This window comes from Nonomuraea turkmeniaca (assembly GCF_005889735.1).
GTDB lineage: Bacteria > Actinomycetota > Actinomycetes > Streptosporangiales > Streptosporangiaceae > Nonomuraea > Nonomuraea turkmeniaca.
This window is the reverse complement of the sequence record NZ_VCKY01000065.1, coordinates 1-17,026: the sequence shown is the minus strand read 5'-3', so window position 1 is coordinate 17,026 and position 17,026 is coordinate 1. Positions and strand designations below refer to the sequence as shown.

General features: G+C 72.1%; 16 protein-coding genes. 7 read left to right on the top strand and 9 right to left on the bottom strand.

From position 1 onward, the window contains the following. The first annotated feature begins 102 nt into the window (after nucleotides 1-102). From ETD86_RS20420 to ETD86_RS20405, 4 genes are read left to right on the top strand one after another with little or no spacing between them, the layout of a single operon-like run. Nucleotides 103-2,733: a sensor histidine kinase gene (locus ETD86_RS20420; protein WP_138667748.1), complete on the top strand. Its 2,631-nt coding sequence runs from the start codon at nucleotides 103-105 to the stop codon at nucleotides 2,731-2,733. After that, the gene (locus ETD86_RS20415) at nucleotides 2,714-3,139 is read left to right on the top strand and encodes a roadblock/LC7 domain-containing protein (RefSeq protein WP_138667747.1); all 426 of its coding nucleotides are present in this window, start codon (nucleotides 2,714-2,716) and stop codon (nucleotides 3,137-3,139) included. Before ETD86_RS20420 ends, ETD86_RS20415 begins: the two co-directional genes overlap by 20 nt. Beyond that, nucleotides 3,136-3,489 (top strand): DUF742 domain-containing protein, encoded by a 354-nt coding sequence (locus ETD86_RS20410; RefSeq protein WP_211370188.1) that lies wholly within the window; start codon nucleotides 3,136-3,138, stop codon nucleotides 3,487-3,489. Before ETD86_RS20415 ends, ETD86_RS20410 begins: the two co-directional genes overlap by 4 nt. Continuing rightward, entirely contained in the window at nucleotides 3,470-4,051 is a 582-nt protein-coding gene (locus ETD86_RS20405; protein WP_138667745.1) for a GTP-binding protein, read from the top strand. Before ETD86_RS20410 ends, ETD86_RS20405 begins: the two co-directional genes overlap by 20 nt. On the opposite strand, the gene ETD86_RS20400 is transcribed toward ETD86_RS20405, so the two are convergent. Beyond that, nucleotides 4,026-5,561 (bottom strand): pyruvate, phosphate dikinase, encoded by a 1,536-nt coding sequence (locus tag ETD86_RS20400; RefSeq protein ID WP_138667744.1) that lies wholly within the window; start codon nucleotides 5,559-5,561, stop codon nucleotides 4,026-4,028. The genes ETD86_RS20405 and ETD86_RS20400 overlap by 26 nt on opposite strands. 17 nt (nucleotides 5,562-5,578) lie before the next feature. On the opposite strand from ETD86_RS20400, the gene ETD86_RS20395 reads away from it, so the two are divergent. Then, nucleotides 5,579-6,205: a transcriptional regulator gene (locus ETD86_RS20395; RefSeq protein ID WP_246148033.1), complete on the top strand. Its 627-nt coding sequence runs from the start codon at nucleotides 5,579-5,581 to the stop codon at nucleotides 6,203-6,205. Here ETD86_RS20395 and ETD86_RS20390 read toward each other — a convergent pair. Then, the gene (locus ETD86_RS20390) at nucleotides 6,163-7,257 is read right to left on the bottom strand and encodes a TetR/AcrR family transcriptional regulator (protein WP_138667742.1); all 1,095 of its coding nucleotides are present in this window, start codon (nucleotides 7,255-7,257) and stop codon (nucleotides 6,163-6,165) included. The genes ETD86_RS20395 and ETD86_RS20390 overlap by 43 nt on opposite strands. Nucleotides 7,258-7,391: 134 nt before the next feature. On the opposite strand from ETD86_RS20390, the gene ETD86_RS20385 reads away from it, so the two are divergent. After that, nucleotides 7,392-8,846 (top strand): PucR family transcriptional regulator, encoded by a 1,455-nt coding sequence (locus ETD86_RS20385; RefSeq protein ID WP_246148032.1) that lies wholly within the window; start codon nucleotides 7,392-7,394, stop codon nucleotides 8,844-8,846. Here the strand turns inward: ETD86_RS20385 and ETD86_RS20380 are convergent. After that, entirely contained in the window at nucleotides 8,836-10,932 is a 2,097-nt protein-coding gene (locus tag ETD86_RS20380) for a hypothetical protein (protein ID WP_138667740.1), read from the bottom strand. The two genes, ETD86_RS20385 and ETD86_RS20380, sit on opposite strands and share 11 nt — an antisense overlap. Before the next feature lie 37 nt (nucleotides 10,933-10,969). Beyond that, nucleotides 10,970-12,100, bottom strand: a complete 1,131-nt coding sequence (locus ETD86_RS20375; RefSeq protein WP_138667739.1) for an acyltransferase family protein — start codon at nucleotides 12,098-12,100, stop codon at nucleotides 10,970-10,972. A gap of 337 nt (nucleotides 12,101-12,437) precedes the next feature. Between ETD86_RS20375 and ETD86_RS20370 the strand changes: the two genes are divergently transcribed. Further along, entirely contained in the window at nucleotides 12,438-12,950 is a 513-nt protein-coding gene (locus ETD86_RS20370) for a CocE/NonD family hydrolase (RefSeq protein ID WP_211370191.1), read from the top strand. Here the strand turns inward: ETD86_RS20370 and ETD86_RS20365 are convergent. The 5 genes from ETD86_RS20365 to ETD86_RS20345 all read right to left on the bottom strand — a co-directional run bounded on the left by ETD86_RS20365 (nucleotide 12,833) and on the right by ETD86_RS20345 (nucleotide 16,928). Continuing rightward, nucleotides 12,833-13,549 (bottom strand): PIG-L deacetylase family protein, encoded by a 717-nt coding sequence (locus ETD86_RS20365; RefSeq protein WP_246148031.1) that lies wholly within the window; start codon nucleotides 13,547-13,549, stop codon nucleotides 12,833-12,835. The genes ETD86_RS20370 and ETD86_RS20365 overlap by 118 nt on opposite strands. Then, nucleotides 13,546-14,466 (bottom strand): DUF6282 family protein, encoded by a 921-nt coding sequence (locus ETD86_RS20360; RefSeq protein ID WP_138667738.1) that lies wholly within the window; start codon nucleotides 14,464-14,466, stop codon nucleotides 13,546-13,548. Before ETD86_RS20360 ends, ETD86_RS20365 begins: the two co-directional genes overlap by 4 nt. 82 nt (nucleotides 14,467-14,548) lie before the next feature. Beyond that, nucleotides 14,549-15,784, bottom strand: coding sequence for an RNA polymerase sigma factor (locus ETD86_RS20355; RefSeq protein WP_138667737.1), 1,236 nt, complete (start codon nucleotides 15,782-15,784; stop codon nucleotides 14,549-14,551). Next, nucleotides 15,777-16,112 (bottom strand): YciI family protein, encoded by a 336-nt coding sequence (locus ETD86_RS20350; RefSeq protein WP_138667736.1) that lies wholly within the window; start codon nucleotides 16,110-16,112, stop codon nucleotides 15,777-15,779. Before ETD86_RS20350 ends, ETD86_RS20355 begins: the two co-directional genes overlap by 8 nt. A gap of 249 nt (nucleotides 16,113-16,361) precedes the next feature. Continuing rightward, nucleotides 16,362-16,928 (bottom strand): hypothetical protein, encoded by a 567-nt coding sequence (locus tag ETD86_RS20345; protein ID WP_138667735.1) that lies wholly within the window; start codon nucleotides 16,926-16,928, stop codon nucleotides 16,362-16,364. Nucleotides 16,929-17,026: the final 98 nt, after the last annotated feature.

Sequence of the window (17,026 nt, the reverse complement as noted above, 5' to 3'; positions counted from 1 at the left end):
ACCGAACCACAGGCGTCCCAGTCGTGGCGGGCATTCTCGGGGGCGGTATCGGCTCGCGACTGCCCAGCGCCGCATCACCACGCGCGGAATTGGACATGAGGAATGAGTTCGCCCCCCACGATCCGTACCAAGCTGCTCAGGATTCTCCTGCTTCCGCTGGTCTCCATGGTCGCGTTATGGGGATTCATCGCGTACTCCAGCGTGGAGGAGATCGTCACGGTCTCCCAGACACAGGACCGCTGGGAGGGCATCGGGTCGCCGGTGCTGCAGCTGATCGTCGAGTTACAGCGGGAGCGGCAGCTTTCCGCGGAGGCGCCGCGGGGCACGGCGACGTCCGTGCCGCTGGCCCATCAGCGGCGGGTCACCGACGCCAAGGTCGAGCGCCTGCGTCAGATCATCGGATCCGTTGACGGCGAGTCGGCGGACGGAGAGACCCCGGCCCAGGTGCGGGCGCTGGTGCAGGCGCTCGACGGGTTACGGTCGCTGCGCGAGTCCGCCGACGGGGGCGTGCTGGCCCCGCCGCTGACGATCATCGATGCGTACAGCAACCTGATCGCCGTCGCCAACAAGCAGTTCAACGACCGTGACGTGCTGAGCGACGTCTCGTCCTTCCGCTCGGTCCGTGGCATGGCCGCCTACAGCGCCGCAGCGGAGTACCTGGGCCGGGAGCACGCCGTGCTCACCAGCACGATGGTGCAGCGCAGGATGACGCCCACCGACCGCGCCGCGTTCGTCGCCGCGTTCACCAGCCGCAGGATCGTCTTCGCCAACGCCGAGCGCGACGTCGGCCCCGAGCTGCGGGTGAACTACGACAAGCTGGTCAACAGCGCCGCCTACACGCGGCTGGTGGAGGCGGAGGACGAGCTGTTCACGTGGGACACCAGCGGTGGCGCGCCGCCGGTGGACCCCGCCCAGTGGAAGACCGACGCCACCGCCATGCTCGGCGCGATCTATCTCGACACGCAGAAGGAGCTCGACCGCACCGTGGCCGAGGCGGAGTCGCTGAAGACCGGGGCCTACTGGCGGATCGGGCTGGTCCTGCTCCTGGGGCTGGCCGCGGTGCTCGCGTCGGTGGCGTTGTCGTACCGGTTCGGCCAGTCGCTGATCTCCGAGCTGCGGAGACTGCAGGCGTCGGCGGCCGAGATGGCCGAGCAGCGGCTGCCCCGCCTGGTCGAGCGGCTGCGCCGCGGCGACGACGTGGACCCGGCCACCGAGGCCCCCGGTCTCGACCCGGCCGACACCGCCGAGGTAGACCGGCTGGTACACGCGTTCTCCGAGGTACGCCGCACGGCCGTCGAGGCCGCGGTGGGGCAGGCGAGCCTGCGCAAGGGCGTCGGACAGGTCTTCCTCAACCTGGCCCGGCGTAACCAGGCGCTGCTCCACCGCCAGCTCACGCTGCTCGACACCATGGAGCGGCGGGTCGAGGAGCCGGAAGTCCTGGAGGACCTGTTCAAGCTCGACCACTTGACCACCCGCATGCGGCGGCACGCGGAGAACCTGATCATCCTGTCCGACTCCGCTCCGGCGCGCCGCTGGCGTGACCCGGTGCCGCTGTTCGACGTCGTCCGCTCGGCGGTGCTGGAGGTCGAGGACTACACCCGCGTCACCGTCGCGCCCATGCCGAATGCTCCGCTGCTGATCGGCGCCGTGGTCACCGACGTGATCCACCTGCTCGCGGAGCTGGTGGAGAACGCCACCGTCTTCTCCCCGCCGGACACGAGCGTGCAGATCCGCAGCATGACGGCGGCCAACGGCTTCGCGCTCGAGGTCGAGGACCGGGGGCTCGGGTTGAACCAGGCCACCCTCGACGAGGTCAACGCCCGGCTGGCCGAGCCGCCGGAGTTCGACCTGGCCGACAGCGACCGGCTCGGACTGTTCGTGGTGTCCCGGCTGGCGGCGCGGCACGGCATCAAGATCATGCTGCGGCGTTCGCCGTACGACGGGACCACCGCGATCGTGCTGCTGCCGTCGGCGTTGCTGGCCGGCGCCGACGCCCCGGCCGTCGCCGCGGCGGCGCGGCCGGCGGAGCACGCCGCCCGCGGGGGCCGGCCCATGCGGGCGCTCGGGACGGCGCAGGCCGACGCCCCTCCCCGTGGCACGGCCGTCGCCCAGGGTCCCTTCCCGGCCTTCGCCCCCGAGCCCTTCCCGGGCGCCGCGCCGGAGGACTTCCCGTCCACTGCGCCCTTCGCCGCCGTGGTGCCGGAGGCCAGGAACGGCAGGGAAGTCCCCCAGGGGCAAGAGGACCCGGCCGTACCGGCGGAGGCAGGCGTCCTGGACGGTACGCCGGACGTGCCGTCGCGAGCCCCGGAGCCCGAGCGCGTGACGTGGTTCGAGGCCGCCCCCAGGCCGCGCCCGGCAGCGCCGGGGCCGCCGGGCGGGGCCGCCGGCGGACCGGGCAACGGGTCCGTCACCGGGCCGACACGGCGGAAGACCACCGGCACCGCCCGGCCCTCAGCCCCGGACGTCGAGTGGAGCGTCGCGGTGCCGGCCGAGGAGACGACCGAGGACCTCGACGGGCTGCCGATGCGGGTACCGCAGGCCAACATGGCTCCCCAGTTGCGTGCCACCAGGCGCGTGCAGTCGCGCGCGGTCTCGGTGCGCTCGCCGGAAGAGCACGCACAGCTCATGTCGTCCATGCAACGCGGCTGGCAGCAGGGCCGCAGCCAAGCGGAGCAGAGACCAGACATGTGGAATCGAAAGGACGACCACCCCGATGCCCGACCCCAGAAGTGAACTGAGCTGGCTGCTCGACGACCTCACCCAGCGCGTCTCCGGCATCCGGCACGCCATCGTGCTGTCCGCCGACGGGCTGGCCATGGGCGGCTCCCGGGAGCTCACCCGGGAGGACGCCGAGCACCTGTCCGCCATCTCCGCCGGCAGCCACAGCCTCGCCATGGGCGCGGGACGGCACTTCGGCATGGGCGGAGTGCGGCAGACGATCATCGAGCTGGAAGGCGGCTTCCTGTTCGTCACCGCGGCGGGCCAGGGCGCCCGGCTGGCGGTGCTCGCCTCGGGCGACGCCGAGCTGGGCATGGTCACGTACGAGATGGCGCTGATGGTCAAGAGGGTGGGCGAGCACCTCTCCGCACAGCCGAGGGGAGCGGCACCGGCACCCGCCTGGAACGGCGCGAGACCGTGACAGGCGAGGATCCCGGGCCGCTGATCCGGCTGTTCGGGCTGACCGGGGGCCGGGCGCGCCCGCAGGGCGAGGCGTTCGACCTGGTGGCCATCGTCACGACGGTCGGCGCGGGCTTCCACGAGTCTTCGGACCTGATCCCGGAGCACCACGCCGTGTTGTCATTGTGCCGCAGGCCGACCCCGGTGGCGGACGTCGCAGCGCACCTCAGGCTGCCGCTCAACATCACCCGGGTGATCCTGGGCGACCTGCGGCGCGAGGGATTGGTCACCATCGAGCGGCCGCGTCCCGCGGCGCAGACGATCGACGAACGTATCTACAGGGAAGTGCTGCATGGACTTCGCAGCCTCTGAGCCGGGGGCGACCGCGACCGCCTCGGCCTTGGCCATCAAGATCCTCATCGCGGGCGGCTTCGGCGTCGGCAAGACGACCATGGTGGGCACGATCAGCGAGATCCGGCCGCTGCACACCGAGGAGCTGCTGAGCGAGCGAAGCGTCGGGGTGGACGACACCTCGGGCGTGGAGTCCAAGACCACGACCACTGTGGCGCTGGACTTCGGCCGGATCACGATCCGTGAGGGGCTGTGGTTGTACCTGTTCGGCACGCCCGGGCAGGACCGGTTCTGGTTCATGTGGGACGAGCTGGCCCTCGGCGCGCTGGGCGCGGTCGTGCTCGCCGACACCCGCCGCCTGGAGGACTGCTTCCCCGCGGTGGACTACTTCGAGCAGCGCGGCGTGCCCTTCGTGGTCGGGGTGAACTGCTTCGACGGCGCCCGCCGCCACGACCCGGCGAAGGTGCGGCGGGCGCTGTCGCTGAACGAGACCATCCCGATCGTGCTGTGCGACGTGCGCGATCGCGAGTCGGTCAAGCGGGTGCTCACCACGCTCGTCACGTACGCGGTGGAAGGCCGATGACGGCGCGGGCCGCCATGAGACGCTCCATCTCGTCGCGGCCCGTGTCGCGGCCCGTGTCGCCGCCTGTGTCGCCGCCCGCCACTTCGTCGGCCCAGGCGAGCAGGCGGCTCAGGTGGGGGCCGGTCGCGGCGCTCACGATGCGGGGGCTGCCGGCGACGACCTCGCCGCCGGTGCCGTCGATGGTGATGAGCGTGCCCTCCGGGATGGTCCGCCCGCCCGCCCGGATGGCGGCGGCGTCGATCGTGAGGCCGGCGGCCCCCACGACGGCGGGTTTGCCCATGGCACGCGCGACGACGGCGGCGTGACTGGTCGGTCCGCCGAGGGCGGTGACCACTCCCGCGGCGGCGGCCAGGCCGTGCATGTCGAGCGGGGACGTCTGCGGACGTACCAGGATGACCGGGCCGTCCGCTGCCATCCTGACCGCCGCGTCGGCCGTGGTCGCCACCCGGCCGGCCGCCACACCCGGGCAGGCGCCCAGCCCACGAGTGAGGACGTCGGCCGTGTCGACGGCGGTGTCGATCCGGGGCGTGCGAGCGCTCTGGAGATGCTGCGGCGAGACCCGCAGCAGTGCCTCGCGGCGGTCGATGACGCCCGCGTCGGCCAGGTCGACCGCGACGCGGACGGCGGCGCGTCCCGCGAGGCCGCCGGGGCGCACCTGCAGGATCCACAGCTCGCCGGCCTCGAAGGTGAACTCCACGTGGCAGGCGTCGCGGTAGTGCTGCTCGACGCGGCGCAGGGCGTCCACGAGACCGGCCCACACGGCCGGCTCCCGCCCGGACAGCTCGTGGAGCGGCCGGGTCATCGACGTCCCGGAGACGACGTCGTCGCCCTGGCGGCCGAACAGGACGTCGCCGTAGGGGACGTTCTCGCCGGTGTTGGGGTCGCGGCTGAACGCGACGCCGCTGCCGCTGTGGTCGTCGCGGTTGCCGTACACCATGGCCTGCACGGTCACGGCGGTGCCGCGATCGTGCGGGATGCCGTGCAGGTCGCGGTAGGTCCGGGCGCGGGGTGTGTCCCATGACGCGAACACGGCCTCGACGGCCAGCTTCAACTGCCGCATCGCGTCGTCGAAGACCACGCCCCGAACGGCGGCGGCGAAGCCGGCCAGGAACCGCCGGCGCGCGTCGCGCGCGAACTCCGGGTCGCCGGTCTCGGCCGCCAACCCCGCCGCGGCCTCTGCGGTGAGGCCGAGGTTGAGGACCGTGTCCATCATGCCCGGCATGGACACGCTGCCGCCCGAGCGGACCGACACCACCAGCGGCCGATCCGGCCCGCCGAGGCGCCGGTCCGTGGCGGCTTCGAGCTCGGCGACGGCGGTCGCCAGCTCGGCCTCGAGGCCGTCGGGAAACCGGCCGTCACGGAGAAAGGCGCGGCAGGCTCCCGTGCTGATGACGAATCCCGGAGGCACGGGCAGCCCAAGACGCCGCAGGGCGATCAGACCGGAGGCCTTGCCGCCGAGCACGCTCGCGGGCTCCTCGGTTTCCGCTGAGAGTGGGTGGACCCAGATCATCGATGTACCCTGTCGGCGTGCCGAACTCGCCCCATAAGACCAGTCCTGACCTGTTGGTGCTGCATACTCTTCGCTGCATCGGATTCGCCGCCCTCGACCGCGTGGCCGAAGCGGCGGGCCTGCCCGAGTCCGACGCCGAGTCCGAGCTGATCGATCTCGCGGTGGCCGGCCTCGTCACCCGCCTTCCGGGTGACTTCGGCGGGTGGGGTCTGACCGACGCCGGTCGCGCCGCGGACGCCGAGCGGATCTCCGACGAGCTGGACGCGGCCGGCGCCCGGACGGCGGTGGCCGGGGCCTACGACGACTTCATGGTGCTCAACCCGGAGCTGCTCGATCTCTGCACGGCCTGGCAGACCCGATCCGTCGACGGCGTCGCGACGCTGAACGATCACACCGATGCCGCCTACGACTCCCGGGTCCTGGATCGGTTCACGGAGTTCGACCGGCGTGCCGGCGTCGTCTGCGCGGACCTGGCCGCGGCGATGCCGCGGTTCCAGCGGTACCGCGGCCGGCTGGCCGGCGCGCTCGGCCGCGCGAGGTCCGGAGAGGTGCGTTACGTGACGGACGACCTCGCCTCGTACCACACGGTGTGGTTCCAGCTTCACGAAGACCTGCTCGTCACCTTGGGGATTCCCCGCCACTGAGCCGCCGCGGCGTGGGCGGCGCCTCGGCCGTGCGCCCGGGCGATGATCGTGCCCGCCTGGATGCGTACCGCGGCCTCGGTGGTGTCATCGATGTCCCGGACACCGAGGGCGGAGGACAGGACGGCGTGCTCGTCGAGGACGAGGCGGAGGCCCGGCCAGGCGTCCGGTGCGAACACGCGCCCCAGGCAGCCGGCGAGGTCGCCGATCCTGAGCCGTACGAGACGGCCGATCTCGGCGGGGTCATGCGTCACGACGGCCACGGTGATCCGATCGCCCGGGTGGGCGGCGCGGACGGCTTCCTCGGCCGCCTCCAGACGGCCGGCGCCGATGACCGCGATCACGCCGTCGGCGTCGAACCCTACCGGCCGGCCGGTGATCTGATCAGGCAACTCGGCGGGTGGCTCCCAGGCGTCCTGGGCCGGTTGCGCGGGGGTGACGAACGGCAGATGCGGTGGATCCCATGTGTCGGCGAGGTCGAGGTCGGCCAGATGCCGGCAGGCACGTGCCACGTCGAAGGGGTCGCCGAATCCGGGCGCCGTGCCGGCCAGGTGGCCGGCTCCGTTCAACAGCGTGAGGACCAGCTCGGCCAGTCGCACCCGTCTCGGGTGGCGCGGTGCGCGTGACTCCAGCGCGAGCGCGAGCAGCAGCGCCTCCAGCCTGGCGACCTGCGCCAGCACGGTGCGGCCGGGCTCGTCGTCGATCACTCCGGCCAGCGAGCGCAACCGCAGGCTCCCGCCCGCTGGGGTGTCGCCGGTCAACGGCAAGCGTTCGAGCCAGACGCGGGCGAACGCGCCCAGCGCCTCGGCCAGGTCCGGTGGCGACAGCGCGGCGGGCGTGTCCGTGTGCTCGATCGACTCGACCAGGACCGCCAGGTAGAGTGCGCGCTTGCTCGGGAAGTTCGAGTACACCGCGCCACGGGTCAGCTCGGCCCGCTCCGCGATCCGGTCGATCTTGGCGTCGGCGTATCCGCGTTCGGCGAACTCCTCCCTGGCGGCGGCCAGCACCGCCGCTCGAGTACGCTCCTGCTGCTGTGCCCGGGTCAGCCGGACCATTCGCCCTCCTCGATGCTCACATCATTCGGATGTTCTTATCATCTCAGATGTGTCGGGGCGAACATATCGAGTGTGGGGGCGTACCGCGGACCTTCAATCGGGGCGGCCCTGAAGACGCGCCATATCCTTTGTGTGTGACCACAAAAGTGTCGGTGGAGGACCTGCTGCGCTCTCCCGCCCTCCAGTTGCGGCTCCTGGCCGGCGAGGCGGGACTGGGGCGCTCGGTGTCGTGGGCGCACGTCAGCGAGCTCGACGACCCCACGCCCTGGCTGCTCGGCGCGGAGGTCATCATGACGACGGGCATCGCGATCCCGCGCCAGGCCGCCAGGCAGCGTGCCTATCTGGAACGGCTCGACGACGCGGGCGTCTCCGCGCTCGCCCTGTCGGCACAGCTGCACGTGCCGCCGTTGCACGATACCTTCATCGAGGCCGCCGAGGAGCGGGGGATGCCCGTGCTCGAGGTGCCGCTGGCCGTGCCGTTCATCGCGATCGCCCAGGAGGTGGCCGCGGCGGTGCAGGAGGACGCCAGGCAACGCCTCGGCGCGCAGCTCCAGGTGTTCGGGGCGCTGCGCTGGCTGGCGGCCGAGGACCTCGACACCGCGACGTTGTTCAAACGTCTCGAGCGGCTGTCCGGCTATGAGGTCTACCTCTGCACCCCGCAGGGCCGGCCGTTGTTGCGCGGAGTGCCGGTGCCCGATGTGGCCGTGCTGCCTTCCGAGCCGGAAGCGCCGCCCACCATTCCCGGCGGCTTCGTCCTGCCGGTGCCGGCGCCGGGCGGGCCCGCGGGCTTTCTCGTCGCGTTCGAACGCCAGGGCGCCAGGCCCGCCGGGCTGGCCGTGGTGCAGCACATCGCCACGGTGGCCGCCCTGCAGGTGGCCATGGCCCGCCACGAGCGCGAGACGCTGCGTCGCCAGGGCGCGGAGACCCTGTCCGAGCTGCTCCAGGACGTCCTGGATCCCGCCACGGCGCGGCGGCGGCTGGTCAGGATGGGGTTGCCCGGCGAAGCCGAGCTGGCCCTCCTCGTGATCAGGAACGTGCCCGACGAGGCCATCCACCGCGCGCTCGACGATCAGCCGCACCTCATGCTCCGCAGGGGTGACGACCGCTACGTGCTCGGCTCGCCCGCCCTCGAGGCCGCCGTCGCGGCGCTGCCCGATGTGGCGGCGGGCATGAGCAGGCCGTTCCCGCCGGGGGAGTCCCTGCAGGTCCCCAAGCGGGAGGCGGTGTGGGCGGCGTCCTCGGCGTCCGAGTCGGGGCGCGCCCTGGTCCACTACGGCGACGACACCACCGGCAGGTGGCTGCCCGACGACCCGTGGGCGCTCACCGCGCTGGTCGAGAACGTGCTCGGCAAGGTGCTCGCGTACGACTCCGCGCACGGCTCCCATCTGCTGACGTCCGTGCGGACCTGGATGGAGCGCGACCGGCGTACCGAGGACGCCGCGGCCGCGCTGCACATCCATCCCAACACGCTGGCGTACCGGCTGCGCAGGTTCGCCGAGCTGACGGGCCGCGACCTGTCGTCCACCGGGGCGTTCGCCGAGGTGTGGCTGGCGTTGCGGGCCGGACGTCAGCTCGGTCTCATGGACTGAGGGTCAGCGGGGTGGTGACGATCAGGGCCCATTCCTCGCTGGACGACGGGCTGTCGTCGATCCAGGTGATCGTCGGTCTGCCCTGGCTGTTCAGGGTCATGGCCAGGGCGCCGGAACTCGGCGCCCTCGTCACCGCGGTGCTCTCGCACCGGCCATCGGTGCAGGTGGCGAGCATGAGCCAGGCTCGGTCCTGGTCCTCGTACGCGACCAGCACCCGGCCCGCCCGGTCCAGGACCAGGGCCGGAGTGGTGTGGAACCAGTCTCCGGCGGCCAACGTGATCACGTCCGCCTGGGCGCAGTCGGGCGTGCGGCAGTCGAGCAGCTTGGCCGCGCCGTCCTTCTGGTCCCTATAGGCGATCACCGGGCGGCCGTCCGCCCGGACCGCCAAGGCGAGACCCGTGTCCGGTCCCCGCAGGTCGTAGCGGCTCCAGGGGTGGTGAGGGACGGGGCTGGCCACGCGGGGCCGCAGGCATTCGGCGTCCGCGCAGGTGATGACATGAATCTGACCGGTGTTGTGGTTGTACCGGGCGGCGACGGGACGGTCGTCCGGCGCCATCGTGACGGCCAGATGGTGCGGATCGGGGAAATACGCGCTCTTGTCCAGGCGCGCGACCTGCCGCGCCCGCGGACGCGAGCAGCTGACATCCGGGCAGAAGATGAAGGAGACGACGTCCTCGACCGGACTCGTGGGCCCCTTCACCTGCTCCTCTTCGGAGAGGGCGAAGACCAGGCCGCCGCCCTTCCGCACGGCCAGCGCCAGCCCGGTCCGGTAAGGCGACACCGCGATGGGCGCGGCGCCGGGGGCGGGCACACATCTGTCCGCCTCGCACGTCAGCAGTCTGAGCATGTCACGGGTCCAGGCGGTCAGCAGGAGCCGCCCGTCGGGCAGGCGCGCGCTGGCCGTGCTGGGAATCGCCTCCGGGTCGGGGCCGGGCGGTCGCACCCACGAGAAGCTCGTCGCCCGGCAGGAGACGTCGGGACAGGCCAGCAGGCTGGTGTTGTGCTCCCAGCCGTCGGCGACCACGATCAGGCCCTGGCCCCGGCCGGGGTGCACGTCACGCAGCTCCAACCGGCGGTACCCGTGATTGACGGAGGAGGCCGGTACGTCCGGTGCTTTCCACCATGCGGTCACCTTCGTCTCGGCGACCTCCAGCCAGCCGAACGGGTTGACCAGCACGATCCCGCTGAACAGCAGCCCCGGCAGCGCAGACACCGCCCACAGTCGGGGTTCGACCGATCGCGGCGGGCTGTCGGGCAGGCCGGTTGCCAGCACCTCGTCGTCGACTTCCGTGCGCCAGGCCATGCAATGGAGGAACTGGCGCGCGACCACGGCGGCCTGGAAGGGCGTCACGGCCAGCACCAGCGCGGGTCCGGCCAGACTCCATGCGACGGTCACGAGCGCGTCGGGCAGCCGGCTCACCCCCTGCTCCACGGCCCACGTCACCGCGGCGGGCACGATGACGACGCCGAAGGCCAGCGTGAGCGCGGTCGCCGGCATGCGGAGCTCGCCCAGCCGGTAGGCGTGGCGGATCGACCCCGGCGCCGTGCAGTCGTGCAGCAGGACGCTGGGCACGGCCAGGACGCCCGGCATCACCGCCACCAGTACCAGCGCCACCATGACGGTCGTGGCCGTCCCTTCCCACTCGATCAGCGCCAGCACGCCGAGTCCGGCGGCTATGGCCGCCCCGGACCCGAGCACGGCCGCCACGACGAGGAAGAGAAGGGCCGGCAGTCGCCGCACCGCGGCCCGCAACGCCGCGACGTTCGACGCCGGCCGGCCGACCAGCCTGCCCGCTGCGAGGATCACCGTCGCGGCGAACACCACCGCCTGCGCGACGACCCAGAGCACCAGCAACCCGCCCGTCACGATCAGCAGCGTGGCGTGGAAGTCCGGCACCACCTCCAGCCGGCCGTTGACCAGCACCGCCGAGTCGCCCAGCACCACCCCGAGCACCAGCAGCGAGAACACGGCGAGCGGCACGTACACCAGCAGTCCGGGCAGTGCGAGATGCATCAGGTGCCGTCCGGCGCTCAGGTAGCTCCGCCACCACACGCCTGACTTTCGTAACTCCTGGACGTGGTCCACGGGGGAACGGTGGCAGGAGGCTTGCCCGCTTCGCTCCTCAGTTGCGGGAAACGGTCTGGTCGCGGCGGATCAGGCGTTTGCCGAGCCGCTGGGCCGGCGCCTCGATCAGGTGGTACGAGGCGATGCTGAGCGGGATGAGGACCACGAAGTACAGGACCAGGTCCGGCAGCACGGACAGCAGGAGAGGGTGCAGCAGGTAGACGGAGAAGCTGATCACCCCGAGCCGCGTCAACCAGCGCGGAAACTCCCGCCTCCGCAGCGTGAGCCCCAGCGCGAAGACGGCGAACGCCAGCACGATCGCGGGCGCCCAGGCGGGATCGTCCTTGGCGGGGAGCGCGCAGCCGAGCACGGCCGCCACCGCGACGGCGGCGGCGCGCCAGGAGATCGTCCCCTGCTCGGCGCGGTACACGGCCGTCCCCGCGAACATGGTCGCCAGGATGATCACACCCTGCCAGGTGCCGGCCCGGCTGCCCAGGACCACGAGCGCCAGCCCGAGAAGACCACCCGCGGCCACGGCCGCCGTACGGGCCCTGCCGTGCCCGAGCACGGTCACCGCGATGGCCCCGACGACCGCCAGGCCCAGCAGCGCGGCAGGCACGTCGGCCCGGCCGCCGATCGTCGCCCGGGGGAGCAGCAGGCCCAAGGGCACCGCGGCCAGCGCCAGAGTGACCGCGATCCCCGCCGACCGGTGCGCCTGCCGTACGGCGAACAGCGCCACGCTGATCAGGTAGAACGCCATCTCGTACGAGAGTGTCCACGTCACGCTGATGACGGCGGGCAGATTGAGCAACTCCTGCAGCATCGTCAGGTTGCCCAGAACGACCAGAGGCGGCGAGCGCTCGCTCAGCCCGGGATGCAGCGGCAGCACGCCGGCCTGCGCGAGCAGGAGCGCCAGGCAGCAGGCGGCGAGCAGGAGGGGGAGGAGGCGGAAGGCCCGGCCGGTCCAGAAGGCACGCAGGTCGCCGCGCCGCTCCAGAGAGGCGGGGATGATGTACCCGCTGACCAGGAAGAACACGAACACGCCCCACGTGCCCAGATCGATCCGGCGGTCCACCTCCGCCCAGACGCCCGGGATGAAGGTCCAGCCGGCGTGGTGCATCGTGACGGCCAGCGCGGCCGGCCCCCGCAGGGCGTCCAGCCAGGCCAGCCGGGCAGGGGCCGCGAACATCTGTGGGATTCTAGACCAAAAGGGTCGAACGGCCGGACACTTGCTCTTTTATTGACACCTGTCCATTATTTGGAGCTATGTCGCTGCAGCCCGGCTCGATCGCGGGGTGGTGTGCCAGCCGTACGGCGATCGCGACACGCTGCTGGAAGCCGCGCCCGGCCTCGCCCGGCGCAAGCTGCCGCTGGAGCTCGACGACATCTCGCTCTCCCGGGACAGGCGGTGGCCTTCGTCAACGCCTGGGTGGTGGAGGGGGACGATCCGCTCGACCCCGAGGAGTTCACCGAACGGCTCATGCGGACGCACGTCCTTTCAAGCACAAGGAACAGGACCGGTGAACATGATCAGTCGACTTCTCCAGCGCCGGCTGAAGCTGCCCCCGCCGTCGACCAGGGACCTCGTCGTCCAGCGAGACCTTCGGGTGCCGATGCCCGACGGGGTCGAGCTGCTGGCCGACCGGTGGGCGCCCCGGGCCGGGGGTTCGGGGCTGCCGACCGCGCTCATCCGCTGCCCGTACGGCCGGCGCGGCGTGCTGGCGCTGGGGATGGCACGGCCGCTGGCCGAGCGCGGGTTCCAGGTGCTGATCCAGAGCACCCGCGGCGGCTTCGGCTCCGGCGGCGCCTTCGACCCGCTGCGCCAGGAACGCGAGGACGGCCTGGCCACGCTGGACTGGCTGACCAAGCAACCTTGGTTCGGCGACTCCATCGTCCTGGTCGGCGTCAGCTACATGGGATCTCACAGCGCCTCCACCACGTTCGGCAACAACCTCTGGAACGCCTCCGCCTGCCGGATCCCCGCGTCGCCCGTGACCTTGCGGGCGTGGTTGCCGCGCTGCTCGGCGCGTTGCCGGTAGTACTCCTGGAGATACTGCTGCGCGGCCATCGCCGCCATCGCCTCGACCTTCCGCTCGAAGACAGGGGTGATGTCCACGTAGACGGTGGGGGTGAATCCGCACAACTCGGGCTGGTGCGGTTCGAACACCAGGAACTCCGACGGCGGGGCCGTACGGAAGCCGCTGGCCACCCCGGCGCCTGAGGTGAGCAGCCGGGCCTGCGCGACTGCTGCGTGGGCCGCGGGGTGATCGGGGTTGAACGGGTCGTGCTCCGGGTGGGTGAGCACGACGTGCGGGGCGAAGTCGCGCATCAACTCGGCCAGCCGGTCCACGGCCTCCGGCCCGACCCTGAGCGGATAGTCGCCGAGGTCGAACGCCTCGAACCGGGCGCCCACCGCCGAGGCGGCCTTCGAGGCCTCCTCGTGCCGGATGCACTTGACGTTCTCCTCGGTCTGGCCCGGCTGCTTCCACAACTCGCCGGACTCGCCCCGCTCGCCGTACGACAGAGCGACCACCAGGGCCTCGCCGCCACGGGAGGTGTGGCGGGCGACGGCGCCGGCCGCCCGCCAGACGAAGTCCGCGCTGTGCGCACCGACCACCAGCATCCTGCGTTCGCTCACTTCGCCCCTGCCAACCAGAGAGAGTTGCCGACGGCCATGGTCCGGATGTCCTTTTCGGTGAAGCCCTCGGCGAGCAGCCGGTCGGCGAGCAGCGCGAGGCCGTCCTCCACGGGCGGGTTGAACGGCTGGCCGAGGTCGCTGGAGAGTACGGAATGCTCGGGTCCCGCGGCCTTGATGTGCTCCACCCACGTCTCCCACGAGATCTTGCCGCTGTGGGGGGTGGTGAAGCAGCGTTCGAGCAGGGCGCCCTTGGCAGCGAGCGCCCGCTGCCGCTCGACCGCGACCCGCTGGGACGTGAACTCGGGATGCGTGATCACGATCCGGCGGACACCCTCCTCCACGGCCGCGTCCACCACCACGTCGATCTCGTCCGCGCTGAGGTGGCCGGTGGCGAGCGTCATGTCGTGCTTGGCGATCACCCGCAGCACCTGCCGTGTTTCCTTGAGCACGCTGCTGCCGGATCCCAACACGTCCACCGGATCGGCCAAGATGCCCTCTTCCCGCAACTCGGCCTGCAACCTGGCCCACATGGGCGGTGTCGCTCCCTCGGGGTCGGTGGCCGTACAGGCCCGCTGGTTGGCGCTGTCCACCGTGGGCAACCACACGACCTGCGCGCCACCCCGGGCGGCGATCTCCACGGCGATGGGATTCATGCCACCGACAGCGGCGTTCAGGGTGATCGCACCGACCGCGCCGAACCCGGGCACCGCCGCCCGCACCACCGCGGCCCGCTCCGCCGTGGGCACGTAGTGCGACTTGAGCACGAATCCCGCCAGCCCCACCTCGGCGAAGCGCGTCGCCAGGCTGAGGTCGTCTGTTCGCCTGCGCATCACGTCGGGCGCCACGTGGATGTGGATGTCATAGGCGCCGGTGACGAGCTCACGAGCTCGAGCGGAGGGCCGGGGATGGTCCGCCATGCCTGTCTCCCATGTTCTCGGCAGGCGACGAGTCTACGTCGGTGTCCGTTCTACCGATGTGAACACAGAGAGCCAAAGCCGCTCATGACCCGAGCCGGTCGGCGCGGTCGAGCAGGGCGCGGCGTTCGGTTTCCACGTGGGAGAGGTCGGCGGCCTGCCGGAACAGGGCGGCGGCGCGGTCCCGGTCGCCGTGGCGGGCGGTGAGGTCGGCCTCGGCGGCCACGGCCGGCGGGTAGTCGTCGAGCGCGCCCCCGGCGCGGGCCGCCGCGAGCAGCGCCAGCCCGGCCGCGGGACCGTGCGCGTAGCCGTGCGCCACGGCACGATTCAGCTCGATCACCGGCGAGGGCTGGATCCGGGCGAGCTCGTCGTACCAGGTCGCGATCGCCCGCCAGTCGGTGGCGTCGGCGGACGCCGCGGTGGCGTGGCAGGCGGCGATCCTGGCCTGCAGCGCGTACGGGCCGTCCTGCCGCGTCCTGGCCAGAACGGCCAGGCCTTCGGCGATCGCCGCGTGATCCCAGCGGGAACGGTCCTGCCTGTCGAGGGTGAGCAGATTGCCGTCGGCGTCCCGGCGCGCGTCGCGACGGGAGTGCTGGAACAGGAACAGGGCCTGCAGCGCCGAGATCTCCGGCTGATCCGGCATGAGCTGCTCCAGCAGCCGGACGAGGCGGATCGCCTCATCCGCGAACGCGGGCTCGCCGCCGGCGTCGTAGCCGCGCGTGAACAGCAGATACAGCACGGCGAGCACGCCGGGCAGCCGCTCGGCGAGTGCCGGGCCGGCCGGCACCCGGTACGGGATGCCGGCGTCCGCGATCTTCGTCTTGGCCCGGGTCAGACGCCGGGTCATGGTCGACTCGCTGATCAGGAACGCCCGCGCGATGTCGGCCGTCGGCACCCCGCAGATCGTCCGGAGCGTCAACGCCACGCGTGCCTCCAGCCGGAGCGCGGGGTGACAGCAGGTGAAGATCAACCGTAGCCGGTCGTCCACGACGTCCTCCTTCCGCGCGGTGGCGGGACCCGGATCGGTGAGGGCGAGCGCCGCCAGCTCCCGCAGCTTGCGGCGCTCGGTGGAGACCCGGCGCAGGACGTCGATGGCGCGGTTGCGGGCCGCGGTCATGAGCCAGCCGCCGGGGTTGGCGGGCACGCCGTCCTTGGGCCACCGTTCGAGTGCGAGGGTCAGCGCCTCCTGCGCGCAGTCCTCGGCCAGCGTCCAGTCGCCGGTGACGCGGATCAGCGTGGCGACGATCCGCGCGAAGGCGTCCTTGCCGACGGCGCTCACGGCGGCAGCGGCATCGACGTCCGCGTTGGTGACGTCAGCCACGCGGGGAGAAGAACGGGCGCAGCTCGATCCGCCCCTCCCTGGCCATGGGGTGGGTGCGGGCGATCTCGATCGCCTCGTCCAGGTCGGCGCATTCGAGGAGGTCGTAGCCCACGATCACCTCTTTGGTCTCGGTGAACGGACCGTCGCAGACCAGCAGCTCGCCGTTGCGTACGCGCACCGTCGTGGCCGCGGACGTCGCAGCCAGCTGGTCGCCGTCCAGGCGCCGGCCGCGGGCGTCGTTCTCCGCCACCCACGTGTGGATGTCGGGCAGCTCGGCCGTGTCGGTGTCCGGCTCGCTGTCGGTGCAGACGAACATCATGTATTTCATCGTGCGCTCCTCTGTCTCAGGATCTCACCCTTATGACGAACGGGCGGCGCCGGTCCGGACAGGGCGCCGCGAAAAACTTCCCGGGACATGGAGAGGCGCCGAGGCGGCGTGCACACCGCGCCTCGGCGCCAAGGACCTCCTGGGGCGCCACCCGAAGGTGGCGGTACCGGTCACCCGCTGGACCCGGTCGGCCTCGATGGTGACGCGGCCGGCACCCAGCCCGGCCGGGACAGGCGGGGGTCAGGCGGGTCAGGTGGTGAAGGGTGGGAGGTCGCCGGTGCTGATGCGGGTGCGGGCCTGCCGGCAACCTTCCTGGAAGCTGTTCAGGCGGCTGCGGATCCGCTCGGGCGAGAGGCGCGGGATGGGGGCGACGCCCTTGGGCGCGGACGTGGTTTCCGCCGTGCCGGGCACCAGGTTGGCCTTGGGCACGCGCTTGGGCAGGCCGGACGTGGTGGCGCCGGCGTCGGACGGGGTGGCCGCGGCCTCCGCCGCGCTCCAGCCGGCATCCGCCTTGGCCGAGCCCCACGTCGCGTCGCCGGCGTTGCCGCGCTCGAACCAGGCCGACTGGACCTGCGCGAAGATCGGCAGGTAGTCGTCGTCACCGGCCGGGGCGGTCCGGATGGCGGGAATCGGGCCGGTGGCCGTCGCATCGGTGCGAGACAGGGGGGTGGGGTCGCCGGCCGCCGCGTCGAAGTGCGGCAGGGAAGACGGGCCCGCGTCAAAGCGCGGCAGGGAAGACGGGCCCGTGGTGGCGCGCGTCACGGGGATCGGGCCCGTGGTGGCCCTGCCGGTGCGTCGACCGGCGACCGCGCTCAACGCCCTTCAGCGCGACGCGGGCGGACTTACGCCAGACGCGGGTGTCCTGAGGCTTCACGAGGCACCGCCTTCGATGGCAAACAGGTGGCCAACGGTGT